The sequence below is a fragment of the Duganella sp. GW821-FHT01E12 genome (genome assembly GCF_059422325.1).
Genome location: NZ_JBWKWR010000003.1, coordinates 252309 through 272663 on the forward strand (window position 1 = coordinate 252309; position 20355 = coordinate 272663).

14 protein-coding genes are annotated in these 20355 nt (G+C 69.0%); 8 read left to right on the plus strand and 6 right to left on the minus strand.

The features are described 5' to 3' along the window. Positions 1-2 precede the first annotated feature (2 nt). Positions 3-1637 (plus strand): bifunctional aminoglycoside phosphotransferase/ATP-binding protein, encoded by a 1635-nt coding sequence (locus tag AC07WS_RS11100; RefSeq protein ID WP_494729116.1) that lies wholly within the window; start codon positions 3-5, stop codon positions 1635-1637. On the opposite strand, the gene AC07WS_RS11105 is transcribed toward AC07WS_RS11100, so the two are convergent. Next, on the minus strand, positions 1594-4794 hold the full coding sequence (locus AC07WS_RS11105; RefSeq protein WP_494729117.1) for a bifunctional diguanylate cyclase/phosphodiesterase: 3201 nt from the start codon (positions 4792-4794) through the stop codon (positions 1594-1596). The two genes, AC07WS_RS11100 and AC07WS_RS11105, sit on opposite strands and share 44 nt — an antisense overlap. A gap of 242 nt (positions 4795-5036) precedes the next feature. On the opposite strand from AC07WS_RS11105, the gene AC07WS_RS11110 reads away from it, so the two are divergent. The 6 genes from AC07WS_RS11110 to AC07WS_RS11135 all read left to right on the plus strand — a co-directional run bounded on the left by AC07WS_RS11110 (position 5037) and on the right by AC07WS_RS11135 (position 11546). Beyond that, the gene (locus AC07WS_RS11110; protein ID WP_494729118.1) at positions 5037-7559 is read left to right on the plus strand and encodes a cation-translocating P-type ATPase; all 2523 of its coding nucleotides are present in this window, start codon (positions 5037-5039) and stop codon (positions 7557-7559) included. Next, the gene (locus tag AC07WS_RS11115; RefSeq protein ID WP_494729119.1) at positions 7552-8088 is read left to right on the plus strand and encodes a cytochrome b; all 537 of its coding nucleotides are present in this window, start codon (positions 7552-7554) and stop codon (positions 8086-8088) included. Before AC07WS_RS11110 ends, AC07WS_RS11115 begins: the two co-directional genes overlap by 8 nt. Positions 8089-8163: 75 nt before the next feature. After that, the gene (locus AC07WS_RS11120) at positions 8164-9132 is read left to right on the plus strand and encodes a YncE family protein (protein ID WP_494729120.1); all 969 of its coding nucleotides are present in this window, start codon (positions 8164-8166) and stop codon (positions 9130-9132) included. A gap of 6 nt (positions 9133-9138) precedes the next feature. Continuing rightward, positions 9139-9801, plus strand: a complete 663-nt coding sequence (locus AC07WS_RS11125; protein WP_494729121.1) for a response regulator — start codon at positions 9139-9141, stop codon at positions 9799-9801. Next, on the plus strand, positions 9798-11099 hold the full coding sequence (locus AC07WS_RS11130) for an ATP-binding protein (RefSeq protein ID WP_494729122.1): 1302 nt from the start codon (positions 9798-9800) through the stop codon (positions 11097-11099). The genes AC07WS_RS11125 and AC07WS_RS11130 overlap by 4 nt, the downstream gene beginning before the upstream one ends. 18 nt (positions 11100-11117) lie before the next feature. After that, entirely contained in the window at positions 11118-11546 is a 429-nt protein-coding gene (locus AC07WS_RS11135) for a hypothetical protein (protein ID WP_494729123.1), read from the plus strand. An 8-nt stretch (positions 11547-11554) separates the two neighbouring features. Here AC07WS_RS11135 and AC07WS_RS11140 read toward each other — a convergent pair whose 3' ends face one another. Beyond that, the gene (locus AC07WS_RS11140; protein ID WP_494729124.1) at positions 11555-12640 is read right to left on the minus strand and encodes an acyl-CoA dehydrogenase family protein; all 1086 of its coding nucleotides are present in this window, start codon (positions 12638-12640) and stop codon (positions 11555-11557) included. 156 nt (positions 12641-12796) lie between these two features. Between AC07WS_RS11140 and AC07WS_RS11145 the strand changes: the two genes are divergently transcribed. Beyond that, complete coding sequence (locus AC07WS_RS11145; protein ID WP_494729125.1) at positions 12797-13726, plus strand: Gfo/Idh/MocA family protein; 930 nt, start codon at positions 12797-12799, stop codon at positions 13724-13726. A gap of 6 nt (positions 13727-13732) precedes the next feature. Here AC07WS_RS11145 and AC07WS_RS11150 read toward each other — a convergent pair whose 3' ends face one another. The 4 genes from AC07WS_RS11150 to AC07WS_RS11165 are packed head-to-tail and all read right to left on the minus strand — an operon-like array spanning position 13733 to position 20269. Then, positions 13733-14872, minus strand: coding sequence for an ABC transporter permease (locus AC07WS_RS11150; RefSeq protein ID WP_494729126.1), 1140 nt, complete (start codon positions 14870-14872; stop codon positions 13733-13735). 2 nt (positions 14873-14874) lie between these two features. Beyond that, positions 14875-17652 carry a ribosome-associated ATPase/putative transporter RbbA gene (gene rbbA, locus AC07WS_RS11155; RefSeq protein ID WP_494729127.1) on the minus strand — a complete coding sequence of 926 codons (2778 nt, stop codon included), beginning with the start codon at positions 17650-17652 and terminating at the stop codon, positions 14875-14877. Continuing rightward, positions 17649-18722, minus strand: coding sequence for an HlyD family secretion protein (locus AC07WS_RS11160; RefSeq protein WP_494729128.1), 1074 nt, complete (start codon positions 18720-18722; stop codon positions 17649-17651). The genes rbbA and AC07WS_RS11160 overlap by 4 nt, the downstream gene beginning before the upstream one ends. Continuing rightward, positions 18719-20269, minus strand: coding sequence for a TolC family protein (locus AC07WS_RS11165; RefSeq protein ID WP_494729129.1), 1551 nt, complete (start codon positions 20267-20269; stop codon positions 18719-18721). Before AC07WS_RS11165 ends, AC07WS_RS11160 begins: the two co-directional genes overlap by 4 nt. Positions 20270-20355: the final 86 nt, after the last annotated feature.

Here is a 20355-nt window from a genome sequence, read left to right on the forward strand (position 1 = left end):
GCATGCGCCACCCCTCGTCATTCCTGGCGGCCGGCGCCGAGCCCGATCTGGCGCATCAACTGGCGCTGCTGCGGGGGCTGGAAGAACAGTGGCGGCGCGAGGGCTGCCGCTTCCAGCGTTTCGAGACGCATATCTCCTGGGTCTACGTGCTGGACCGGCTGGCCTACAAATTCAAGAAGGCGCTGCGTTTCGACGTGCTGGACTATTCCACGCTGGCCGAGCGCCGGCATTGCTGCGAGGAAGAGCTGCGCCTGAACCGGCGTCTGGCGCCCAGCCTGTACCTCGGCGTCAGCGCGATCACCGGCAGCGCCGGACAGCCGGCGCTGGATGGCGACGGTCCCGCGCTCGAGTATGCCGTGCGGATGCGCACCTTTCCGCAGCAGGCGTTGTGGAGCGTGCGCCTGGACGCCGGCCTGCTGGAACCGGCCGAGATCGACGCGCTGGCGCTGCAACTGGCGCAGTTCCACGCCGGCGCCGAGGCCGTCGCGGCGGATGCGCCCTGGGGCAGCGCGGCCGCCATCGCGCACCTGGGGCGCGGCGATCTGGCCACGGTGGCCAGCCTGCTCACCGGCCGCGCCGGACGCGCGCAACTGTCCCGGCTGGCGCGCTGGCACAAGGAACAGATGGCGGCGCCACGGCGCTTCGAACAGCGCCGCGCCGCAGGGGCTATCCGCGAATGCCACGGCGATCTCCACAGCGGCAATATCCTCAGCTGGGAAGGGCGGGTGGAGGTGTTCGACGGCGTCGAGTTCAACGACGAGCTGCGCTGGATAGACGTGATCAGCGACCTCGCTTTCCTCGTCATGGACCTGCGCTTCCACGGCCGCGACGACCTGGCCACGCGCCTGCTGCAAGGCTATCTGGCCGCCAGCGACGACTATGCCGGACTGGCGCTGCTGGCCTTCTACCAATCGATGCGCGCGCTGGTGCGCTGCAAGGTGTCGCTGCTGGCCGCCGCCGCCGAGCCGGACGCCGCCGCGTCGGCGCGGGAATCGGCGCGGCGCTATCTGGCGCTGGCAGTTCAGGCGGCGCGGGCACGGCCCCGGCGCGGCGCGCTGGTGCTGATGCATGGCTGCTCCGGCAGCGGCAAATCGTACTGCGCCTCCCGGCTGGCCGCCGCGCTGGGCGCCATCTGCGTCCGTTCCGACGTCGAACGCAAACGCCTGCATGGCCTGGCGCCGGCCGAACGCATGGGCGCGCCCGGCGGCCTGGGCATCTACGACACCGCCGGCAACGAGGCGACCTATGCGCGTTTGCTGCATCTAGCACGCGCCATCGGCGCCGCCGGACTGAACGTGATTGTCGACGCCGCCCATCTGCAACGGTGGCAGCGGCAGCCGTTCCAGGCGCTGGCGCGGGAGTTGGGCATGGCGTTCGTCATCGTCGATCTGCCGGCGGACGATGCGCTGCTGCGTGAGCGGCTGCGTCAGCGCGCGCTGGGCAAGCCCGACGCGTCCGATGCCGGGACGGAGGTGCTGGACTACCAATACGCGACACGACAGCCGTTGACGGCGGCCGAACGGCGCCACGTGCTGCCGCTGGACGGCGCGGCCCCCGACCTCGCGAACCGCGTCGCCGCGCTGGCCGCGGCGATCAACTCCCGCCGCAGGCCGGCGCCGGCGCGGCCATCGCCCTGAAGGCCGCTTCGGGCAGCGGGTGGCTGAACAGAAAACCCTGGAAGGCGTTGCAGTTGGTGGCCGCGAGGAAGGCGTGCTGGTCGTCCGTTTCCACGCCCTCGGCGACGATGGTCAGCCCCAGCGTGTGCCCCAGCACGACGATGATGCGGGCGATGGCGGCGTCGTTGGGATCGGTCAGCACGTCGCGCGCGAAGCTGCGGTCTATCTTCAGCTGGTCCAGCGGCAGGCGCTTGAGGTAGGACAGCGAGCAATAGCCGATGCCGAAGTCGTCCAGCGCGAAGCCGATGCCGATGCGCTTGAGGATGCGCATCTTGTCGGCCACGCTGGAAAAATCGTCCAGCATCAGGTTTTCGGTCAGCTCCAGTTTCAGCCGGTGCGGATTGGCGCCCGCGTCACGCAGGGCTTTCTGGACCTGGGCCACAAAGGCCGGCTGGCGGAACTGGCGCGGACTGACGTTGACGGCCAGCGTCAGCGCGCTCAGGGCGGGATCGGCGGCCCACAGGGCCAGCTGGGCGCAGGCGCTCTCCAGCACCCATTGCCCCAGCGGCAGAATGATGCCGGTGCTCTCGGCCAGCTCGATGAACTGGTCCGGCAGCACCAGCCCGCTGCGCGGGTGATGCCAGCGCAGCAGCGCCTCGGCGCCGATCAGCTGTCCCGCCGCATCGACCTGGGCCTGGTAGTACAGCTCGAATTCGCCGCGCTCCAGCGCCTGTTGCAGGTCGTGCTCGATCTCGGCGCGGGCGTTGGCGGCCTGCTGCATCTGCGGCTCGAAGAAGCGCAGCGTGTTGCGGCCGGCCGCCTTGGCCTGGTACATGGCCAGGTCGGCGTGCCGCAGCGCTTCGTCTATGGTCAGCTTGTGGTCCGAGATCAGGGTCACGCCGATGCTGGGCGTGCACAGGTAGGGGCGGTCGGCCAGCTGGTACGGGCGGTTGAGCGCGGCCAGCACGGCGTCGCCGATCACCTGCGCCTTGCAAGCCGCCTGGTCCATGTCCTCGCTCAAACCCTCGATCATGATGACGAACTCGTCGCCGCCGAGCCGGGCCACGGTGTCCACGCTGCGCACGCAGGCCGGCAGCCGTTGCGCCACCTGGCGCAGCAGCACGTCGCCCTGGTCGTGGCCCAGCGTGTCGTTGAGCATCTTGAAGTTGTCCAGGTCGATGAACATCAGGGCGCCGATCAGCTTGGAGCGGGCGGAGCTGTCGATGGCGTGGCGCAGGCGGTCGACCAGCAGGCGGCGGTTGGGCAGCCTGGTCAGCGGATCGTAGAAGGCCAGCTGGCGGATTTCCTCCTCGGCCTGCTTGCGGGCGCTGATGTCGCTCTGGGTGCAGACGTAGTGGCGGATCACGCCTTGCTGGTCGCGGATGGCGCTGATGATGGTCCAGGTCGGGTAGATTTCGCCGTTCTTGCGGCGGTCCCAGCACTCGCCCTGCCAGGAGCCGCGGTGGATGATGCTGTCCCACATGGCGGCGTAGAAGGCCTGGTCGTGGCAGCCCGATTTGAGCACGCGCGGCGTGCGGCCCAGGATTTCCTCCTGCGTGTAGCCGGTGCTGGCGGTGAAGGCGGAATTGATGCGCAGGATGGTGCTCTGGGCGTCGGTGATCATCATCGGCTCCTGCGAATCGAAGGCCACTGCGGCGATGTGCAACTGCTCGGCCGCGTGCAGGCTGTCGGTGATGTCGAGCGAGATGTCCAGCAGGTGGGAGGGCTGGCCGGCGCTGTCGACCAGCACCATTTTCTTGGTGTGCAGGTGGCGGGTCTTGCCGTTCGCGTCCAGCACGGCCACGGCGGCCAGGTCCAGGATCTGGCGCGAGGCGATCACCTGGCGGTCGGATGCGGCGCGTTCCCGGGCCTCGGCTTCGGGGTAGAGCTGCTGGTCGGTGTGGCCGATGTAGGCGCTGCGCGGCTTGCCGTACAGCTGTTCGCCGGCCAGGTTGACCAGCTCGTAGCTCAGGTCGCCGGCGCGCTTGACGAAGATCGCGGCCGGCATGTGCTCCAGGATGGACGCCATCATGTGGCGCGATTGCTGCAAGGCCTCGGTGCGCTCCTGCACCCGCTGTTCCAGCTCGATATTGCTGAGCGTGATCCTGGCCTGGGCCTCGAGCTGGGCTTGCTCGCTACGCCGCAGCCGCGCCGCCGTCTCGGTCAGCGTCGCGGCGACCTGGTGCGCCTCGCGCAGTTTGATGCGGTGCGGCGGCAAGTCGGCGCCGCTGCCCAGCGCGGCCGACATCTCGACCAGCTGGGCCAGGGCGCGCCGGATGTGGGCGCTCGCGAGCGCCGCCAGCACGAGGCCGACCAGCAGCAGCAAGGCGCTGGCGGCCAGGTCGAACGCCAGCGAGCGCCACAGTTCGCTGTCGACGCTGGCGCTGGGGATGCCGATGGCGACCGCCCAGCCGTTGTCGGGCGAGCGGATGAAGGTCGTGTAGACCGGGATGCCTTCCAGCGTGGTGCTGCGCGCATGGCCTTGTTGCGCGCCCTGGATGTGCCGGCCCAGTTCCGCCTGCACCTTTTTGCCGACGAACTGGTTCGCCAGGTGGCTGCGCGCAACGATGGTGCCGCTGCCGTCGATGATGGCCACGACCCAGTCGGCCGGCAGCTTGCGGCTGGCCAGCAGGGGCATGAATTCGCCGGCGGCGACGCCGACGTCGAGGAAGTAGGTGAGCTTGCCGGCGACCTGCACCGGGATGCAGATGCTCATCACCCCGGCACCCGTGACGGCGCCCACGTACAGATCGGACACCTGCATGCGGCCGCTTGCCGCCACCTTGGCGATCAGCGCCGGGTTGCCATGGCGCGGCAGCGGCGTGCCGAACGGCTTGAGCGTGTTGACCAGCTGCTGCCCGTGGAGATCGGTGAGCACGAAATTGCTGGCCTTGCTGAAGCGCCGCGCCGCTTCGGCCTGGCGCTGGAAGGCCGCCAGGTCGGCGTTCAGCAAGGCCGGCGAGGTCGTCAGCGCGCCCGCCAAGGCGCCCAGCGCGCGGAATTCGCTGTCCATATCGAGCAACAAGTCGCGCGCCGTCTGCAAGGTCTGGGCGTCGCCGCGGGCGCGGCTGGCGTCGAACGCCTGCAGCGACCAGACCAGCCCGATCAGAAAGGCGGGCAGGACCAGGGCCGCCACGATGAACAGCAAGATATTCCGAACGGTATGGATACGGTGCATGGAATTCCTGGTTGGTGATGAAGGGTGGAAAAATGTCCCCTTTTTCGCCATTATGGTGATTACCGGCAGGAATTTTTATGATGCGGATCAAGTCTCTGCGGGAAAACTATGCTAGCGCGGCGGGCAGGGAAGGGCCGCCGTCCGCAGCCGTGGCGGCGCCGGGGTGTAGTCAAAATGTCACGTTGCGTCCGGCGCAGGTGGCGGTGTGCTACCCTCGGTCCATCGCGAACGAGGATGGTTGCATGGACGAGCAGCAGGATATCGAGGGACTCAGCGCAGCCGAGGCGGCGGCCAGGCTGCGCACCGACGGCCCGAACGAGCTGCCGGCATCGCGCCCGCTGGGGGCGTGGCGCTTGCTGGTCGATGTGGTGTCCGAGCCCATGTTTCTGTTGCTGGTGGCCTGTGGCGGTGTGTATCTCGCCATCGGCGACCGCGGCGAAGCGCTCATGCTGCTGGGATTCGTGCTGGTGGTCATCGGCATCACCTTCTTCCAGCAGCGGCGCACCGAACGTTCGCTCGACGCGCTGCGCGACCTGTCCTGTCCGCGTGCGCTGGTGGTGCGGGACGGCCGGCAGGAGCGCATCGCCGGCCGCGAGCTGGTGGCGGGCGATCTGGTGCTGCTGGCCGAAGGCGACCGCGTGCCGGCCGACATGGAGCTGACGGCCGCCTCCAACCTGACGGTAGACGAGTCGATGCTGACCGGCGAGTCGGTGCCGGTCACCAAGCATGCGCCAAGCGAGGGCGCGGGCAAGGCTGAAAGCCGGGTCTATTCCGGCACGCTGGTCACGCAAGGCACGGCCAGCGGAGTGGTGGTCGCGACCGGCTCGCGCAGCGCCCTGGGGCGCATCGGCGCTTCGCTGGCGACGCTGGGCGGCGAGCTGACCCCGATCCAATTGGAGACCCGGGGCGTGGTCAAGGCCGTTGCCGTGGCCGGCTTGTGCCTGGCCGCCGGCCTGGCCTTCGCCTACTGGCGGCTGCGCGGCGATTGGCTGCAAGGGCTGCTGGCCGGGCTGACGCTGGCGATGGCGATCCTGCCGGAGGAATTGCCGGTCATCCTGACGCTGTTCCTGGGCCTGGGCGCGCGGCGGCTGGGGCACGAGCAGGTGCTGGCGCGCAGCATCCCGGCCATCGAGCTGCTGGGCGCGACCAGCGTGCTGTGCGTCGACAAGACCGGCACGCTGACCGTCAACCGCATGCAGGTCGCGCAGCTGTGGTCGGAGCAGGGCGGCTACGCCTGCCGGCCGGCGAACCCGGACGCCCTGCAAGAGGAGCTGCACGGCTTGCTCGAATATGCGGTGCTGGCCAGCCACCGGCGCGCCTTCGATCCGATGGAGTCGGCCATCGGCGAGGCCGGCGCCCGTCTGCTGGCCAATACCGAGCACCTGCATGCCGACTGGACGCTGATCGACGACTATCCGCTGTCGCGCCAGATGCTGGCGATGTCGCGGGTGTGGCGTTCGCCGGACCACACGGCCTACCTGGTCGCCGCCAAGGGCGCGCCGGAAGCCATCGTCGACCTGTGCCACATGGCGCCGGAGCGTGCCGCCGCCATCGCGGCCCAGGTGGCGCGGATGGCCGACAGCGGGCTGCGCGTGATCGGCGTGGCCAGCGCCACCTTCCCGGCGCTGCGCCTGCCGGACAACCAGCACGACTTCGATTTCGAGTTCCTCGGCCTGGTGGCGCTGGAAGACCCGGTGCGGCCGGAAGTGCCGCAGGCGGTGGCGCAATGCCATGCGGCCGGCATGCGCGTGGTGATGATCACCGGCGACCATCCCGCCACGGCGCTGGCGATCGCGCGGCAGGCGGGCATCGCCGGGGACGGCGTCGGTTTGCTGTCCGGCGAGGAGCTGGGCGCGATGGACGATGCGGCGCTGCTGGCGCGCTTGCCCGGCACCGGCGTGTTCTGCCGGATCTCGCCGGAACAGAAGCTGCGGCTGGTGCAGGCTTTCCGCAGCCGGGGCGAGATCGTCGCCATGACCGGCGACGGCGTCAACGACGCGCCGGCGCTGAAGGCGGCCAGCATCGGCGTGGCGATGGGCGCGCGCGGCAGCGACGTCGCGCGCGAGGCGGCGGCGCTGGTGCTGCTCAAGGACGATTTCTCGTCGCTGCTGCTGGCGGTGCGCCATGGCCGGCGCCTGTTCGCCAATCTGCGCAAGGCCATCGTGTTCATCGTCGCGGTGCACGTGCCCATCGTGGGGCTGTCCATCCTGCCGGTGCTGCTGGGCTGGCCGATCTTGCTGATGCCGGTGCACATCCTGTTCCTGCAACTGGTGATCGATCCCGCCTGTTCCATCGTGTTCGAAGCGGAGCCTATCGAGGCCGGCGCCATGGCCGCCAGGCCGAGAAGCCCGGCCCAGCATCTGTTCGACCGTGAAATCCTGCTCCGTGGGCTGTTGCAGGGCGGCGGCTTGCTGCTCATTTTAGTCGGCCATTATCTGCAAGCGAGCTGGTCGGGCCAATCCGAGGCGAGCGTCCGCACCACGACCTTCCTCGCGCTGATGCTGGCCAACCTGGGGCTGATCTACGCCAACCGCAGCTGGACGCCGCACGGGCGGGGGCAGCGCACGGCGCCCAACCGCTCGTTCGCATGGATAGGCTTGTCGACCTTGCTGCTGTTGGCGCTGGTGCTGGGCGTGGCGCCGATCCGGGGACTGTTTGCTTTCGCGATACCCGGCATGGCGCCGCTGGCGTTGTCGGTTCTGGTTGCCGCGCTGAGCGTGGCGTGGTTCGAGTTCGTCAAATGGAAGGGGAAATGGTATGGATGATCGACTGAACGAGTGGCGATACGGGCGGCTGGCGGTCTGGCTGCACTGGCTGTCCGCGGCGCTGATAGTCGGCCTGCTGGGCGTGGGCTGGTACATGATGTCCATCGAAGACCAGCCGGGCAGCGGCTGGTACTTCAACCAGCACAAGTCGTTCGGGCTGGTGCTGTTTGCCTTGCTGCTGGTCCGGCTGTGCTGGCGGCTCACGCACAAGCCGGCGCCGCTGCCCGCCAGCGTGCCGGGCTGGCAAAGGACGGTCTCCAGCCTGGCTCAATGGCTGCTGTATGCCTGCATGTTCGCCATGCCGGTGCTCGGCTTTCTCGGCGCGGCCCACACCAAGCGTGGCGTGGCGCTGTTCGGGGCGGCGTTCCCGGCATGGTTTACGCCGGACCATGATGTGGCCGAGCAGTTCTTCGATATACACTCCGGGTTGGCGGTTATCATGACGGCGCTGATCGTGCTGCATGTGCTGGGCGGCCTCAAACACCTGTGGATCGACAAGGACCGGGTCTTTCACCGGATCTGGTTCTGAGGGCCGGGCGACGTTAATAGTCGTTTAATGAAGGACCGCTTACACTGCGGTCCTCACTCACTTGGGCTAAATCCGATGAAAACGACGATATTGAGCACGATGCTGTCCCTTGGTCTGCTGCTGGCGGCCCAACCGGCGGCCCAGGCGGCCGACTACGCGGTGCGCCAGACCTGGACGCTGGACCAGGCCGGCCGCTGGGACTATCTGGAAGTCGATCCGGTGCGCCACCGCCTGTTCCTGACGCGCGGCGACCGGGTGCAGGTGCTTGATCTGCCGTCGGGCAAAGTGGCCGGCGAGATCGGCGGCCTGCAGCACGCGCATGGCGTGGCGTTCGCGCAGAAGCTGAACCTGGGCTACGCCAGCAGCGGCGGCGGCAACAGCGTCGTCGTGTTCGACCTGGCGACGCTGAAAACGCGCCAGGAAGTCAAAGTCTCGGGCGCCAATCCGGACGCCATCCTGTTCGAGGAAGGCAGCGGAAAACTCTATACCTTCAACGGCAAGACCAACAACGTCTCGGTGTTCGACGCCGCCAGCATGGCGCCCAAGGCCACCATCGCCGTCGGCGGCAAGCCGGAGTTCGCGGTCACGGACGGCAAGCGCATTTACGTGAACATCGAGGACAAGAGCGAAATCGCGGTGATCGACATCGCCACCGACCGCCAGGTCGCGCGCTGGCCGCTGGCCGGCTGCGAGGAACCTACCGGATTGGCGCTGGACGCCGCGCACAGCCGTCTGTTCTCGGCCTGCCAGAACGGCATGCTGGCGGTGACCGACGCCGCCAGCGGCAAAGCCGTGACGCGCGCCGCCATCGGCAAGGGCTCCGACGCGGTGGTGTTCGACGCCGCCAGCGCCACGGTGTTTTCCTCCAACGGCGACGGCACGCTGAGCGCGATCCACCAGGACGACGCAGACCATTACGCGAAGGCCGTCACGCTGCGCACCGAAAAGGGCGCGCGCACCATGGCCATGGACCACGACGGCGGCGCCCTGTATCTGCCGACCGTGGTCGATAAACATTTCACGGTCATCGTGGCCACTCCCTGAACGACCATGCGCCTGCTGTTGATAGAAGATGATCCGATGATCGGCGAGAGCATGCTCGAAGCCCTGCGCGGCGAACGGTATGCGGTCGATTGGGTGCGGGACGGCGTGGCGGCGGAGTTGTCGATGCGCCAGGATATCTACGACCTGCTGATACTGGACCTCGGCCTGCCGCAGCGGCAGGGCATGGACGTGCTGCGGCGCCTGCGCGCGCAGGGCGGCCAGACGCCGGTGCTGATCGTCACCGCCCGCGACGCCACCGCTTCCCGCGTGGAAGGCCTGGATGCGGGCGCAGACGATTATCTGGTCAAGCCCTTCGATCTCGATGAGCTGCTGGCCCGCATCCGCGCCGTGCTGCGGCGGCGCGGCGGCCATCACCATTCGCTGGTGACGCACGGCGCCTTGAGTGTCAACCTGGCGGCGCATGAGGCCACGTTCAAGGGCGTGGCGCTGCACCTGTCGTCGCGCGAATTCGCCTTGCTGCGCGCATTGCTGGACGTGCCGGGCAGCGTGGTGTCCAAGGCCCAGCTGGAGGAGAAGATCTACGGCTGGGGCGAGGAGATCGAGAGCAATACCATCGACGTCTACATCCACCACCTGCGCAAGAAGCTGGGCAGCGACTTTATCAAGAATGTCCGAGGCGTCGGCTACAAACTGGCCAGCGTTGCATGAAGTCGATCCGCGCGCGCTTGCTGGCCGGGCTGCTGTTCGGCACCCTTTGCTGCACGCTGGTCGCCGGCCTGCTGCTGTTCCAGCGGGCCAATCACGAGGCCGACGAGCAGTCCGACCTGCGCCTGCGCGAGGTGGCGTGGGCCCTGCCTCCGCATCTGGGCGACGGTGTCCAGGTGCCCAAGGACGAGGACCTGGACGACGCAGTGCTGGTGCAGGTGTGGGATGGCGCGGGCCGCGTGGCGTACGTGTCGGAGCCGTCGCAGGCCTTGCCGCGGCAGTCGCTGGCGGGGTATCGCAACATCACCCATCGGGGCGAACGCTGGCGCGTGTACAGCGAGCAGCGCGCGGACTACACCATGCAGGTCTCCCAGCCGTTCGCGACGCGGGAGCGTATCGCGGCCAAGATGGCGCTGCGCATCATACCGCCGTTGCTGGCGCTGTTGCCGGCATTGGGGGCGCTGATCTGGATTGTGGTGGGCAGGGCGCTGCGGCCATTGGAACAGGTGGCGCAGGCCGTGCATGGCCGCTCTCCCGGTTCGCTGCAACCGCTGGAGACGGAGGGCATGCCGCCCGAGCTGATGCCGATCGTCGTCGCGCTCAACGGCCTACTGGGGAAGATCGACGGTGCGATGGCCGCGCAGCGCGGCTTCGTCGCCGATGCCGCGCACGAACTGCGCTCGCCGCTGACGGCGCTCAAGTTGCAGCTGCAACTGGCCGAGCGGGCCGGCAGCGACGAGCAGCGCAAGCTGTCGTTCCAGCGCCTGCATGAGCGGCTGGACCGTTCCACGCATCTGGTGCATCAACTACTGACGCTGGCGCGCCACGAGCAGCACCACGCGCAGCCGGCGCCGGTGCAGACCGACCTGCTGGCGTTGGCCCGCCAGGTGGTGGCAGACCACAGCATTCTGGCTGAGAGCCGGGGCATAGACTTGGGCGTGACGGGCGGCGGCGAGCCGCTGCCGGTGCCGGCGCACCCGGATGGCTTGTCGGTCATGCTCAGCAACCTGGTGGACAACGCGGTGCGCTACACGCAGGCGGGCGGGCAGGTCGATGTCTCGGCCGGCATGGAGCGCGGCAAGGCGTATTTGCGGGTGGCCGACAACGGCCCCGGCGTGCCGGAGGCGGAACGCGGGCGGCTGTTCGACCGCTTCTACCGGCCGGACGGCAATGCGGTGTGGGGTTGCGGTCTGGGCCTGTCCATCGTCAAGAACGTGGCCGAGGGCCATGGCGCCGAAATTGAATTGACCAGTAACGACGGCGTTGGCTTGGTGGTCACCGTGTATTTGCCAGCGGCGTGATTTTTCAAGGATAGGGATATGCCCACATTACGACAACTGCACCGCTACCTCGGCGTTTTCTTCACGCCGGCCATCGTGTTCTTCGCTTTTTCCGGGGCGCTGCAAACCTTCGACCTGCACAAGGGCGCGCACCGCGGCGCTCCGCCGACCTATCCGTGGATCGCGGCCATGGCTGCGCTGCACAAGGATCAGGAGATATACGAACCACCCAAGCCCAAGGCGCCCGCCGCTGCGCCTGCGCCGGCTGCGGCGCCCCGCGCAGCCGCGCCGGAGGAACACGTCAACATGCCGTTGAAATTGTTCGTGGTGGCGCTGGCTGTGGGCTTGTGCCTGTCGTCGCTGGCGGGCTTGTATATCGCCTTCAGCAATCCGCGCAGCCGCCGGGCGGCCGGCTTTGCGCTGGCGGGCGGCATGGCGGTGCCGGTGCTGCTTGTGCTGCTGGTCTGACGCCGCTCCTAAGGCAGCAGCAGCGAGTGCTGGCTGGCGGTGTGGAAGTCGCGCCAGACACGGTTGATGGCGCTGTCTTCGTGGGCGGCGTACAGACCGCAGTAGGGGTAGAGCTCATCGACCGCCGCGCGCGAGGCGGCCACCAGCGCCAGTGAACTGGCCTGCAGCGCATGCAGGTCGTCGGCCGTCAGCGTCGTGCCGTTTTCCACCAGCGCCCAGCTGCGGTCCAGCACATGGTAGAAGTGCGCGCGGGCCGCGGCGTGGACCTGTTCCTTGGCGCGCACCAGCGCGGCGACTTCGGGAACGTCCAGCAGCGGCAGGCCCTTGATGGCATGCCGGCGGCGGCTGATGCAAGGCCGCGCCAGTTGCATGAAGTGGCTCGCCATCCCCGCCACGTTGGCCGCCAGCGTGACGAAGGCCAGCGAATAGAAGGGGAAGCGGTACAACGGTCTATCCGCCGTGGCGGCGTCGGGGCTGATGGTGAAGCCGTATTCCTTGCCGACCCGCGCGCCGTCGATGCGGTAGCTGTGCGAGGCGCTGGCGCGCATGCCGATGCTGGCCCACGACGGCACGATCTGCACCAGCTCCGCCGGCACCAGGAAGGCGCGGATGCGCGGCGCGCCTTGCTCGTCCAGCAGCGGCTGGCCGTCGGCGCGCAGCACCGCGTTCAGCGTGAAATGGGTGGCCATCGGCGCGCCGCTGGCGTAGTCCCAGCGGCCGGTGATGCGGTAGGCGTCGCCATCTTCGTCGGCGTAGCCGGTCGGCGCGCCGCTGCCGCCCAGGCACACGCGCTTGCCGCCGATGATGTCGCGCGCCAGTGGCGGCGGCAGGAAGCCGGCGAACCATCCCGCGCCGGCGCACAGGGTCAGCACCCAACCCATGCTGCCATCGACGGCGGCCACCGCTTCCTCCAGACGCACCGCCTGCGGCAAGGGCAGCTCGGCGCCGCCTGCGGCGCGCGGGGCCAGCATCCGTAGCCAGCCGCGCCGGTGCAGCAAGGCTTGCTGGACCGGGTGCAGGAAGCGGGCGGCATCGGCCATGGCCGCGTAGCGTTCGATACGGCGCGCATCGCGCGCAAGCAGGGGATGGGTCATGCTGGATCTTCGAAAAGTAGCAAAGCCCGGCATTTTCGCACTTATTTGGGTCGGACATGCCATTTCGGTATGTATGCAACGATAAAAATGATTGGATAAGCGGGCATCGTTCGTCGTAGCATGGAGGCGCACAAACACCCACTCTTTGAAAGTCAGATGATGTCAGCAATTAAACTTGCGATCGTAGGCGTAGGCAAGATCGTCCACGACCAGCACCTGCCCGCCATCGCGGCCAACGCCGATTTCCAGCTGGTGGCCTCGGCCAGCCGGCATAACACGGTCGAAGGCCTGCCCGGTTTCACGTCCATTGAGGCCATGCTGGCGGCCGTGCCGGAGATCGAGGCCGTGTCGCTGTGCATGCCGCCGCAGTACCGCTACCAGGCCGCGCGCGCCGCGCTGTTGGCCGGCAAGCACGTGTTCCTGGAGAAGCCGCCAGGCGCCACGCTGGCGGAAGTGGCCGACCTGGAAGCGCTGGCCGCCGCCCGCGGCCTGACGCTGTTCACCAGCTGGCATTCGCGCTACGCGCCCGGCGTGCAGCCGGCCAAGGCCTACCTGGCGGCGCACCCGCCCACCGGGATGCAGGTGAACTGGAAGGAAGACGTGCGCCAGTGGCATCCGAACCAGGAATGGATCTGGCAGGCCGGCGGCCTGGGCGTGTTCGATCCGGGCATCAATGCGCTGTCCATCGTCACCGAGATCCTGCCGTCGCCGATCTTCCTGAACCACGCGGCGCTGGAGTTCCCCGAGAACCGCGACGCGCCCATCGCCGCCGAGCTGCATTTCCAGAACGGCGGCGGCATGCCGGTGCACGCCAGTTTCGACTGGCGCCAGACCGGCAAGCAAAGCTGGGACATCGTCGTCCAGACCGCCGCCGGCGAGCTGAAACTGAGCGACGGCGGCGCGCGCCTGTGGGTGCACGGCGTCGAGCAGCCGCTGGACAAGGAGGCCGAGTACCCGTCGCTGTACCGCCGTTTCGCGGAGCTGGTCCGCGCCGGCCGCTCGGACGTGGACGTGGCCCCGCTGCGCCACGTGGCCGACGCCTTCATGCTCGGCCTGCGCAAGGTGGTCGAAGCCTTCCACGACTGATACGCTTCAGGCCATCTGCCCGATGGTCTTGCGGAAGCGCCGCAGCGAGGTGGCGAACAGCACCGCGCCGATCGCCACCAGCGCCAGCATCTGCGGCCAGATCACGGACAAGCCCGCGCCCCGGTACAGGATGGCCTGGGCGGCGGCGACGAAGTGCGTGGTCGGTGCGGCCAGCATGATGTCCTGCACCAGCACCGGCATGCTCTCGCGCGGCGTCGAGCCGCCCGACAGCAGCTGCAGCGGCAGCAGCACCAGCACCAGCAGCATGCCGAACTGCGGCATGCTGCGCGCCAGCGTGGCGAGGAAGATGCCCATCGAGGTGGTGGCGAACAGGTGCAGCGCCGTCACCAGCACGAACAGCGCGATCGAGCCGGTGATCGGCACGTGCAGCGCGCCCTGCACGATGAACAGCAGCGAGGCCAGCGCGGCCAGCACCACCACCGATCCCATCGACCACACCTTGGCCAGCATGATTTCCATCGGCGTGACCGGCATCACCAGCAAATGCTCGATGGTGCCGTGTTCGCGTTCGCGTATCAGCGCGGCGCCGGTCAGGATGATGGACAGCATGGTGACGTTGTTGATGATCTCCATCAGCGAGCCAAACCACGACTGCTCCAGGTTGGGATTGAAGCGCATCCGCAAATCCAGATCGACCGGCGGCGCGGCGGCCTGCTGCTGGCGGCGCAGGAAGTCGCCCACCTCGGCGCCGACGATCTGCTGGATGTAGCCGTTGCCGGTGAAGGCCTGGCTCATGCGGGTGGCGTCGATGTTGAGCTGGATGGTGGGCGCGCGGCCGGCCAGCGTGTCGCGCTGGTAGTCCGGCGGGATGGACAGCACGAAGGTGTAGTCGCCGTTGTCCAGGCCGGCGTCGGCCTGGCTGGCGTTGACCACGGACGGCGTGTGGAAGTGCGGCGGGTAGAAGCCGGCGGTGATCCGCGCCGACAACGGCGAGCTGTCCAGATCGACGATGGCGATGGCGGCGTTGTGCAGGCTTTCCGGCATCGCGGTCGCCGCCACGTAGATCGACACCGTGAAGGTGTAGACGATCAGCACCAGCATGGCGGGATCGCGCAACAGGCTCCACAGCTCCTTGATGCCGAGCCGGTAGATATGGGCCAGGCGGGTGTTCAATGGTACGCGCATGGTCATCGCTCCTGTTTGTCCAGCAGCAGCGCCGACAGCGTGAGGATCACCGGCACGGCCACCAGCAGCGGCCAGAACGAGCCGCCCAGCTCATTCAATCCGAGCGCCTTGCTGAACACGCCCCGGCTGATGGTGAGGAAATGGGTGGCGGGATAGATGCGCCCGATCAGCGCGCCGGCGCCGGACAGGCCGGACACCGGATTGAGCAGCCCGGCGAACTGCACGCAGGGGATGATGGTGCCGATCATGGTCACGAACAGCGCGGCGATCTGGCTGCGGGTGAAGGTCGACACCAGCAGGCCCAGGCCGGTGGAGCAGATCACGTAGATCAGCGCGGCCAGGGTCAGCGCCAGAAGGCTGCCCTTGACCGGCACGCCGAACACGGTGGCGGCCAGGATGGTCAGCAGCGCGAAGTTCAGCATGCCCAGCGCGATGTAGGGGATCTGCTTGCCGAGCAAGAATTCCAGCCGCGTCACCGGCGTCACGTACAGGTTGAGGATGGAGCCGAGCTCCTTCTCGCGCACCACCGACAGCGCGCTGAGCATGGCCGGGATCATCATCAGCAGCATCGGGATCACGGCCGGGATCATGGCCGGCAGGCTCTTGACGTCGGGGTTGTAGCGGTAGCGCGTCTCCAGCGTGCCGGAGCCGGCCAGCTTCATGCCCAGGCGGTGCTGGGCCATGTCGGCCAGCCAGCCCATGTGCATGGCCTGCACGTAGCCGCGCGTGGTCTCGGCGCGCATCGGCATGGCGCCGTCGACCCAGGCGCCCACCGTCACCGGCGCGCCGCGCTGCAGGTCGCGGCCGAAGCCGGGCGGGATCTCGATCGCCAGCGCCAGTTCGCCGCTGCGCATGCGGCGGTCCAGGTCGTCGTAGTCGGCCAGCGGCGCGCGTTCGATGAAGTAGCGCGAGCCGGACAGGTTGAGCGCGTAGTTCTGGCTCAAGCCGCTTTGGTCGCGGTCCAGCACGGCGTAGGACAGGTTTTCCACGTCCATATTGATGCCGTAGCCGATGATGAACATCAGGATGGCCGTGCCCAGCAGCGCGAGCGTGGCGCGCACCGGGTCGCGCCGCAGTTCCAGCGTCTCGCGCAGCGTGTAGCTGAAGCCGCGTTGTAGGGCGCGCCGCCAACGGGCGCGCGGCGTGGCGGCGGATGCGGGCGATGATGGCGATGCAGGTGCGTCAGCGTCGGCGGCGGCCGGGGCGGCCGGAGCGGCGGCGGGCGGCGCGGCTTCGCCGGCCGCTTCCTCCAGGTAGGCGATGAAGGCCTGTTCCAGCGTGTCGACGCCGCGCATGGCCGGCAGCGCGGCCGGGGCGGCGCTCACCAGCACGCGGCCGGCGTGCATCAGCGAGATGCGGTCGCAGCGCTCGGCCTCGTTCATGAAGTGGGTGGAGATGAAGATGGTGACCTGGTCGTTGCGGGCCAGGTCTATCATCAGGCGCCAGAACATGTCGCGCGCCACGGGATCGACGCCTGACGTCGGTTCGTCCAGGATCAGCAACTCCGGCTTGTGCACCATGGCCACCGCCAGCGACAGGCGCTGGCGCACGCCCAGCGGCAGCTGCTCGGGCAGCGCGTCGAGCGAGGCGTCCAGGCCGAAGCGGCGCGCCATGTCGGCCACGCGGGCTTCGATCTCGGCTTCCGGCACGCTGAACATGCGGGCGTGCAGCACCAGGTTCTGCGCCACGGTCAGCTCGCCGTACAACGAGAAGGCCTGCGACATGTAGCCGACCCGGCGACGCGTGGCCATGTCGCCGGCGTCGACCTCGCGGCCGAACAGCAGGGCGCTGCCTTCGGTCGCGGGCAGCAGGCCGGTGAGCATCTTCATGGTGGTCGACTTGCCGCAGCCGTTGGAGCCGAGGAAGCCGAAGATCTCGCCGCGGCGGATGCGGAAGTCCACATGGTCGACCGCGACGAAATCGCCGAAGCGCATCGTCAGGCCTTGGGCCTCGATGGCGATACTGTCGTTGCCCTCGGACGGTTTGAACGGCGGCACCGTCACCGCGTGGTGGTCGCCGCGCTTCTCGGCCGGCAGCAGCGCGATGAAGGCTTGCTCCAAGGTGGTGGTGCCGGTGCGCGTGCGGAGCTCCTGCGGCGTGCCGGTGGCCAGCACCTGGCCGCCATCCATCGCCACCAGCCAGTCGAAGCGGTCGGCTTCCTCCATGTAGGCGGTGGCCACCACCACGCTCATGCCGGGGCGCTGGCTGCGGATGTGGGCGATCAAGTCCCAGAACTGCGCACGCGATAGCGGATCGACGCCGGTGGTCGGTTCGTCGAGGATCAGCAGGTCGGGATCGTGGATCAGCGCGCAGCACAGGCCGAGCTTCTGTTTCATGCCGCCGGACAGTTTGCCGGCCGGGCGTTGCAGGAAGGGCGCCAGGCCGGTGCTGGCGGTCAGCTGGTCGATGCGGCGCCGGCGGCTGGCGGCGTCGTGGCCGAACAGGCGGCCGAAGAATTGCAGGTTCTCCTCCACCGACAGCGTCGGATACAGGTTGCGGCCGAGGCCCTGCGGCATGTAGGCGATGCGCGGGCAGACGTCGTCGCGATGGCGTTTGTTGCGCATGTCGCCGCCGAGCACCGTCACGCTGCCTTGCTGCACGGCGCGCGCGCCGGCCACCAGCGACAGCAGGCTGGATTTGCCGACGCCGTCCGGGCCGATCAGGCCGATCATGCGGCCGGCCGGCAGGTCCAGGTCTATCGCTTGCAGGGCGCGGGTGTCGCCGTATTGCAGTGCTACGCCACGCAGCGCGGCCACGCCGGCTGCGCTCGCGTCGCTCATTGCGGCACCTTGATTTCCAGGTTGGCCGGCCATGGGGTGCGGGCGTCGAGCTGCACCCAGGCCACGCCGGGCAGGCCGGTCTTGACCAGCTTCATGTGCTTTTGCAGCAGCGCCGGATCGATCTGCGCCTTGACGCGGAACATCAGCTTCTGGCGTTCGCTGCTGGTCTCCACCGTCTTCGGCGTGAACTGCGCGGTGCTGGCGACGAAGGACACGCGCGCCGGCAGCACGTACTGCGGCGCGGCGTCGAGGATCACGCGCACCGGCGCGCCCAGCGCCAGCTTGCCGGCGACCTGCTCGGGCACGAAGAAGGTCATGTAGACGTCGGCCAGGTCGACCAGGTTGAGCACCTTGCCGCCGCTGCCCAGCACTTCTCCGGCCTGCGCGATGCGGTACTGCACGCGGCCGGCGCGCGGCGCGGTCAGGGCGCTGTCGGTCAGGTCGACGTCGATGCGGTCGACCGTGGCCTTGGCGGCGGTGACCGAGGCGCGGGCGCCGGCCACCTGGGTGTGCGCGGCTTCGATGGCGCTGCCGGCCGCCGCCACCTGCGCGCGGGCGGCGCGGATCACGGCGCTGGTGGCGCGCACGCGGGCGCGGTCGTCGTCCAGTTCCTGTTCGGACGAGGCGCCTTCGAGCACCAGCGTTTCGGAGCGCTTGAGGCGGCGCTGGGCGGCATCGAGTTCGCTTTCGCGCTGCACCACCAGCGCCTGCGCGGCCTGGTAGTCGCTCTGGCGCATGGCGACCATGGCGTCGGCGCTGGCGACGGCGGTCTGCGCCTGCGCCTGGCGGGCGGCCGCTTCGTCGCGCTGGGCCTGCAGCGAGGTGGCCTGCATGTGGGCCAGCACCTGGCCGGCGGTGACGAAATCGCCTTCGTTGACGGCGATGTCCTGCAGGCGGCCGGGCAGCTTGGCGGCGACGTCGATCTCGGTTGCTTCGATGCGGCCGTTGCCGCTGATGAATTCGGGGCCGGGGCCGGTAGGGTGCATGCGGTACCAGGCGTAGCCGGCGCCGGCCAGCAGGGCGGCGCCGACGGCGGCCGCGGCGAGTTTGCGTGTCAGGTCTGGGGTCATATGCGGTTCAGGGGAAGGTCAAGGGAAGCGGCCAGCGGCGGCGCGGCCAGCACGGGGTCGCCGCCGAGCGCGCTGTACAGGGCGATGCCGGCGCCCAGCAGGGCGCGGCGCAGCTGGATCAGCTGTTGCTCGGCGCTGAGCAGGTCGCGCTGGGCGTCGAGCACGTCGAGGAAGGGCGCGGCGCCGCTGTCGTAGCGCAACTGGGACAGGCGGGCGCGTTCGCGCTGCACTTGCAGAGTGCGTTCGGCGATGCCCACCTGCGCGGTCAGCCAGGATTGGGCGGAGAGCGCGTCGGCCACGTCGCGGAAGGCGCCCTGGATGGTCTTCTCGTAGTTGGCGATGGCGCTGTCGCGGCGCGCCTCGGTCAGCGTCAGGTTCTGGCGGCGGCGGTCGCCGTCGAACAGCGGCAGCGTGATGCTGGGGGCGAAGGTCCACGAGCGGCTGCCGCCGGCGAACAGGCCGTCCAGCTCGGCGCTGGCGGTGCCCAGCGCGGCCGTCAGGCTGACCTGCGGGAAGAAGGTGGCGCGGGCGGCGCCGATGTTGGCGTTGGCGGCGCGCAGCTGGTGCTCGGCGGCGACGATGTCGGCGCGGCGTTCCAGCAATGCGGACGGCAGGCCGGGCGCGAGCGGGGGCAGGGCGTCGGCCAGATTGCCGGCCAGGTCGCCCGCCGTGTTGGCGGACGATTTGCCGGCCAAGCCGCCGCCGGGGCCGCCGGCCGTGTTGGCGGCTTCGGCATCCAGCGGCGCCAGCGCGTTGGCGCTGCCGACCAGCAGTTGCAGCGCGTGGCGTTTGCGGTCGCGTTCCTGCTCCAGCTGGCTGGTGAGCGCCTGCGCCTGCAGCAGCAGGGTCTCGACCTGGGTCAGGTTCAGGCGCGAGGTGGCGCCCACCGCGACCCGGCGCGAGAAGATGCGGTAGCTTTCCTGGCGGGTGGACAGCGTGCGGCGCGCCAGGGCGATGCGCTGGTCGATCTCGCGCACGTCGAAATAGCCTTCGGCCACGTGGGTGATCAGCGACATGGTGATGGCGCGGCGCGCGGCGTCGCTGGCCAGGTAGTCTTGCAGGGCGGCGTCGCGCAGGCTGGCCAGGCGGCCCCACAGGTCGATCTCCCAGGCACTCACGCCCAGCCCGGCCTGGTACTGGCTGGTGATCATTTCGTGGCGGGTCAGGCTGAGGTCGGCCGGTACTTGCTGGCGTTGTCCGCTCGCTTGCGCGGCCACGATCGGGAAGCGGTTGGCGCGTTCGATGCCGTAGGCGGCGCGGGCCTGCTCGACGCGCAGGGCGGCGATGCGCAGGTCGCGGTTCTGCGCCAGCGCTTCGACGATCAGCGCCTGCAGCGCCGGCGGCGCGAAGTAGGCGCGCCATTCGGGCAGGGCGGTGGCGGCGGTATGGGCGGTGGCGGCGGGCGCGTCGTAGTGCTCGGCGACCGGCAGCGGCGGCCGGGCGTACTGCGGCGCCATCGAGCCGCAGCCTGGCAGCAGCAGTGCGGCGGCCAGCGCGGCCGCGCTCACGGCGGCGCGTGGCCTGGCGAACGGCGCAGGCTGGAACATAGTCAAACTCCTGGTGATTGTAGGATGATGCCGAAAGTCAAGCGGCGAACGCAGTGTACGGCGGCGGTCAAGCCCGTGTAATTGAT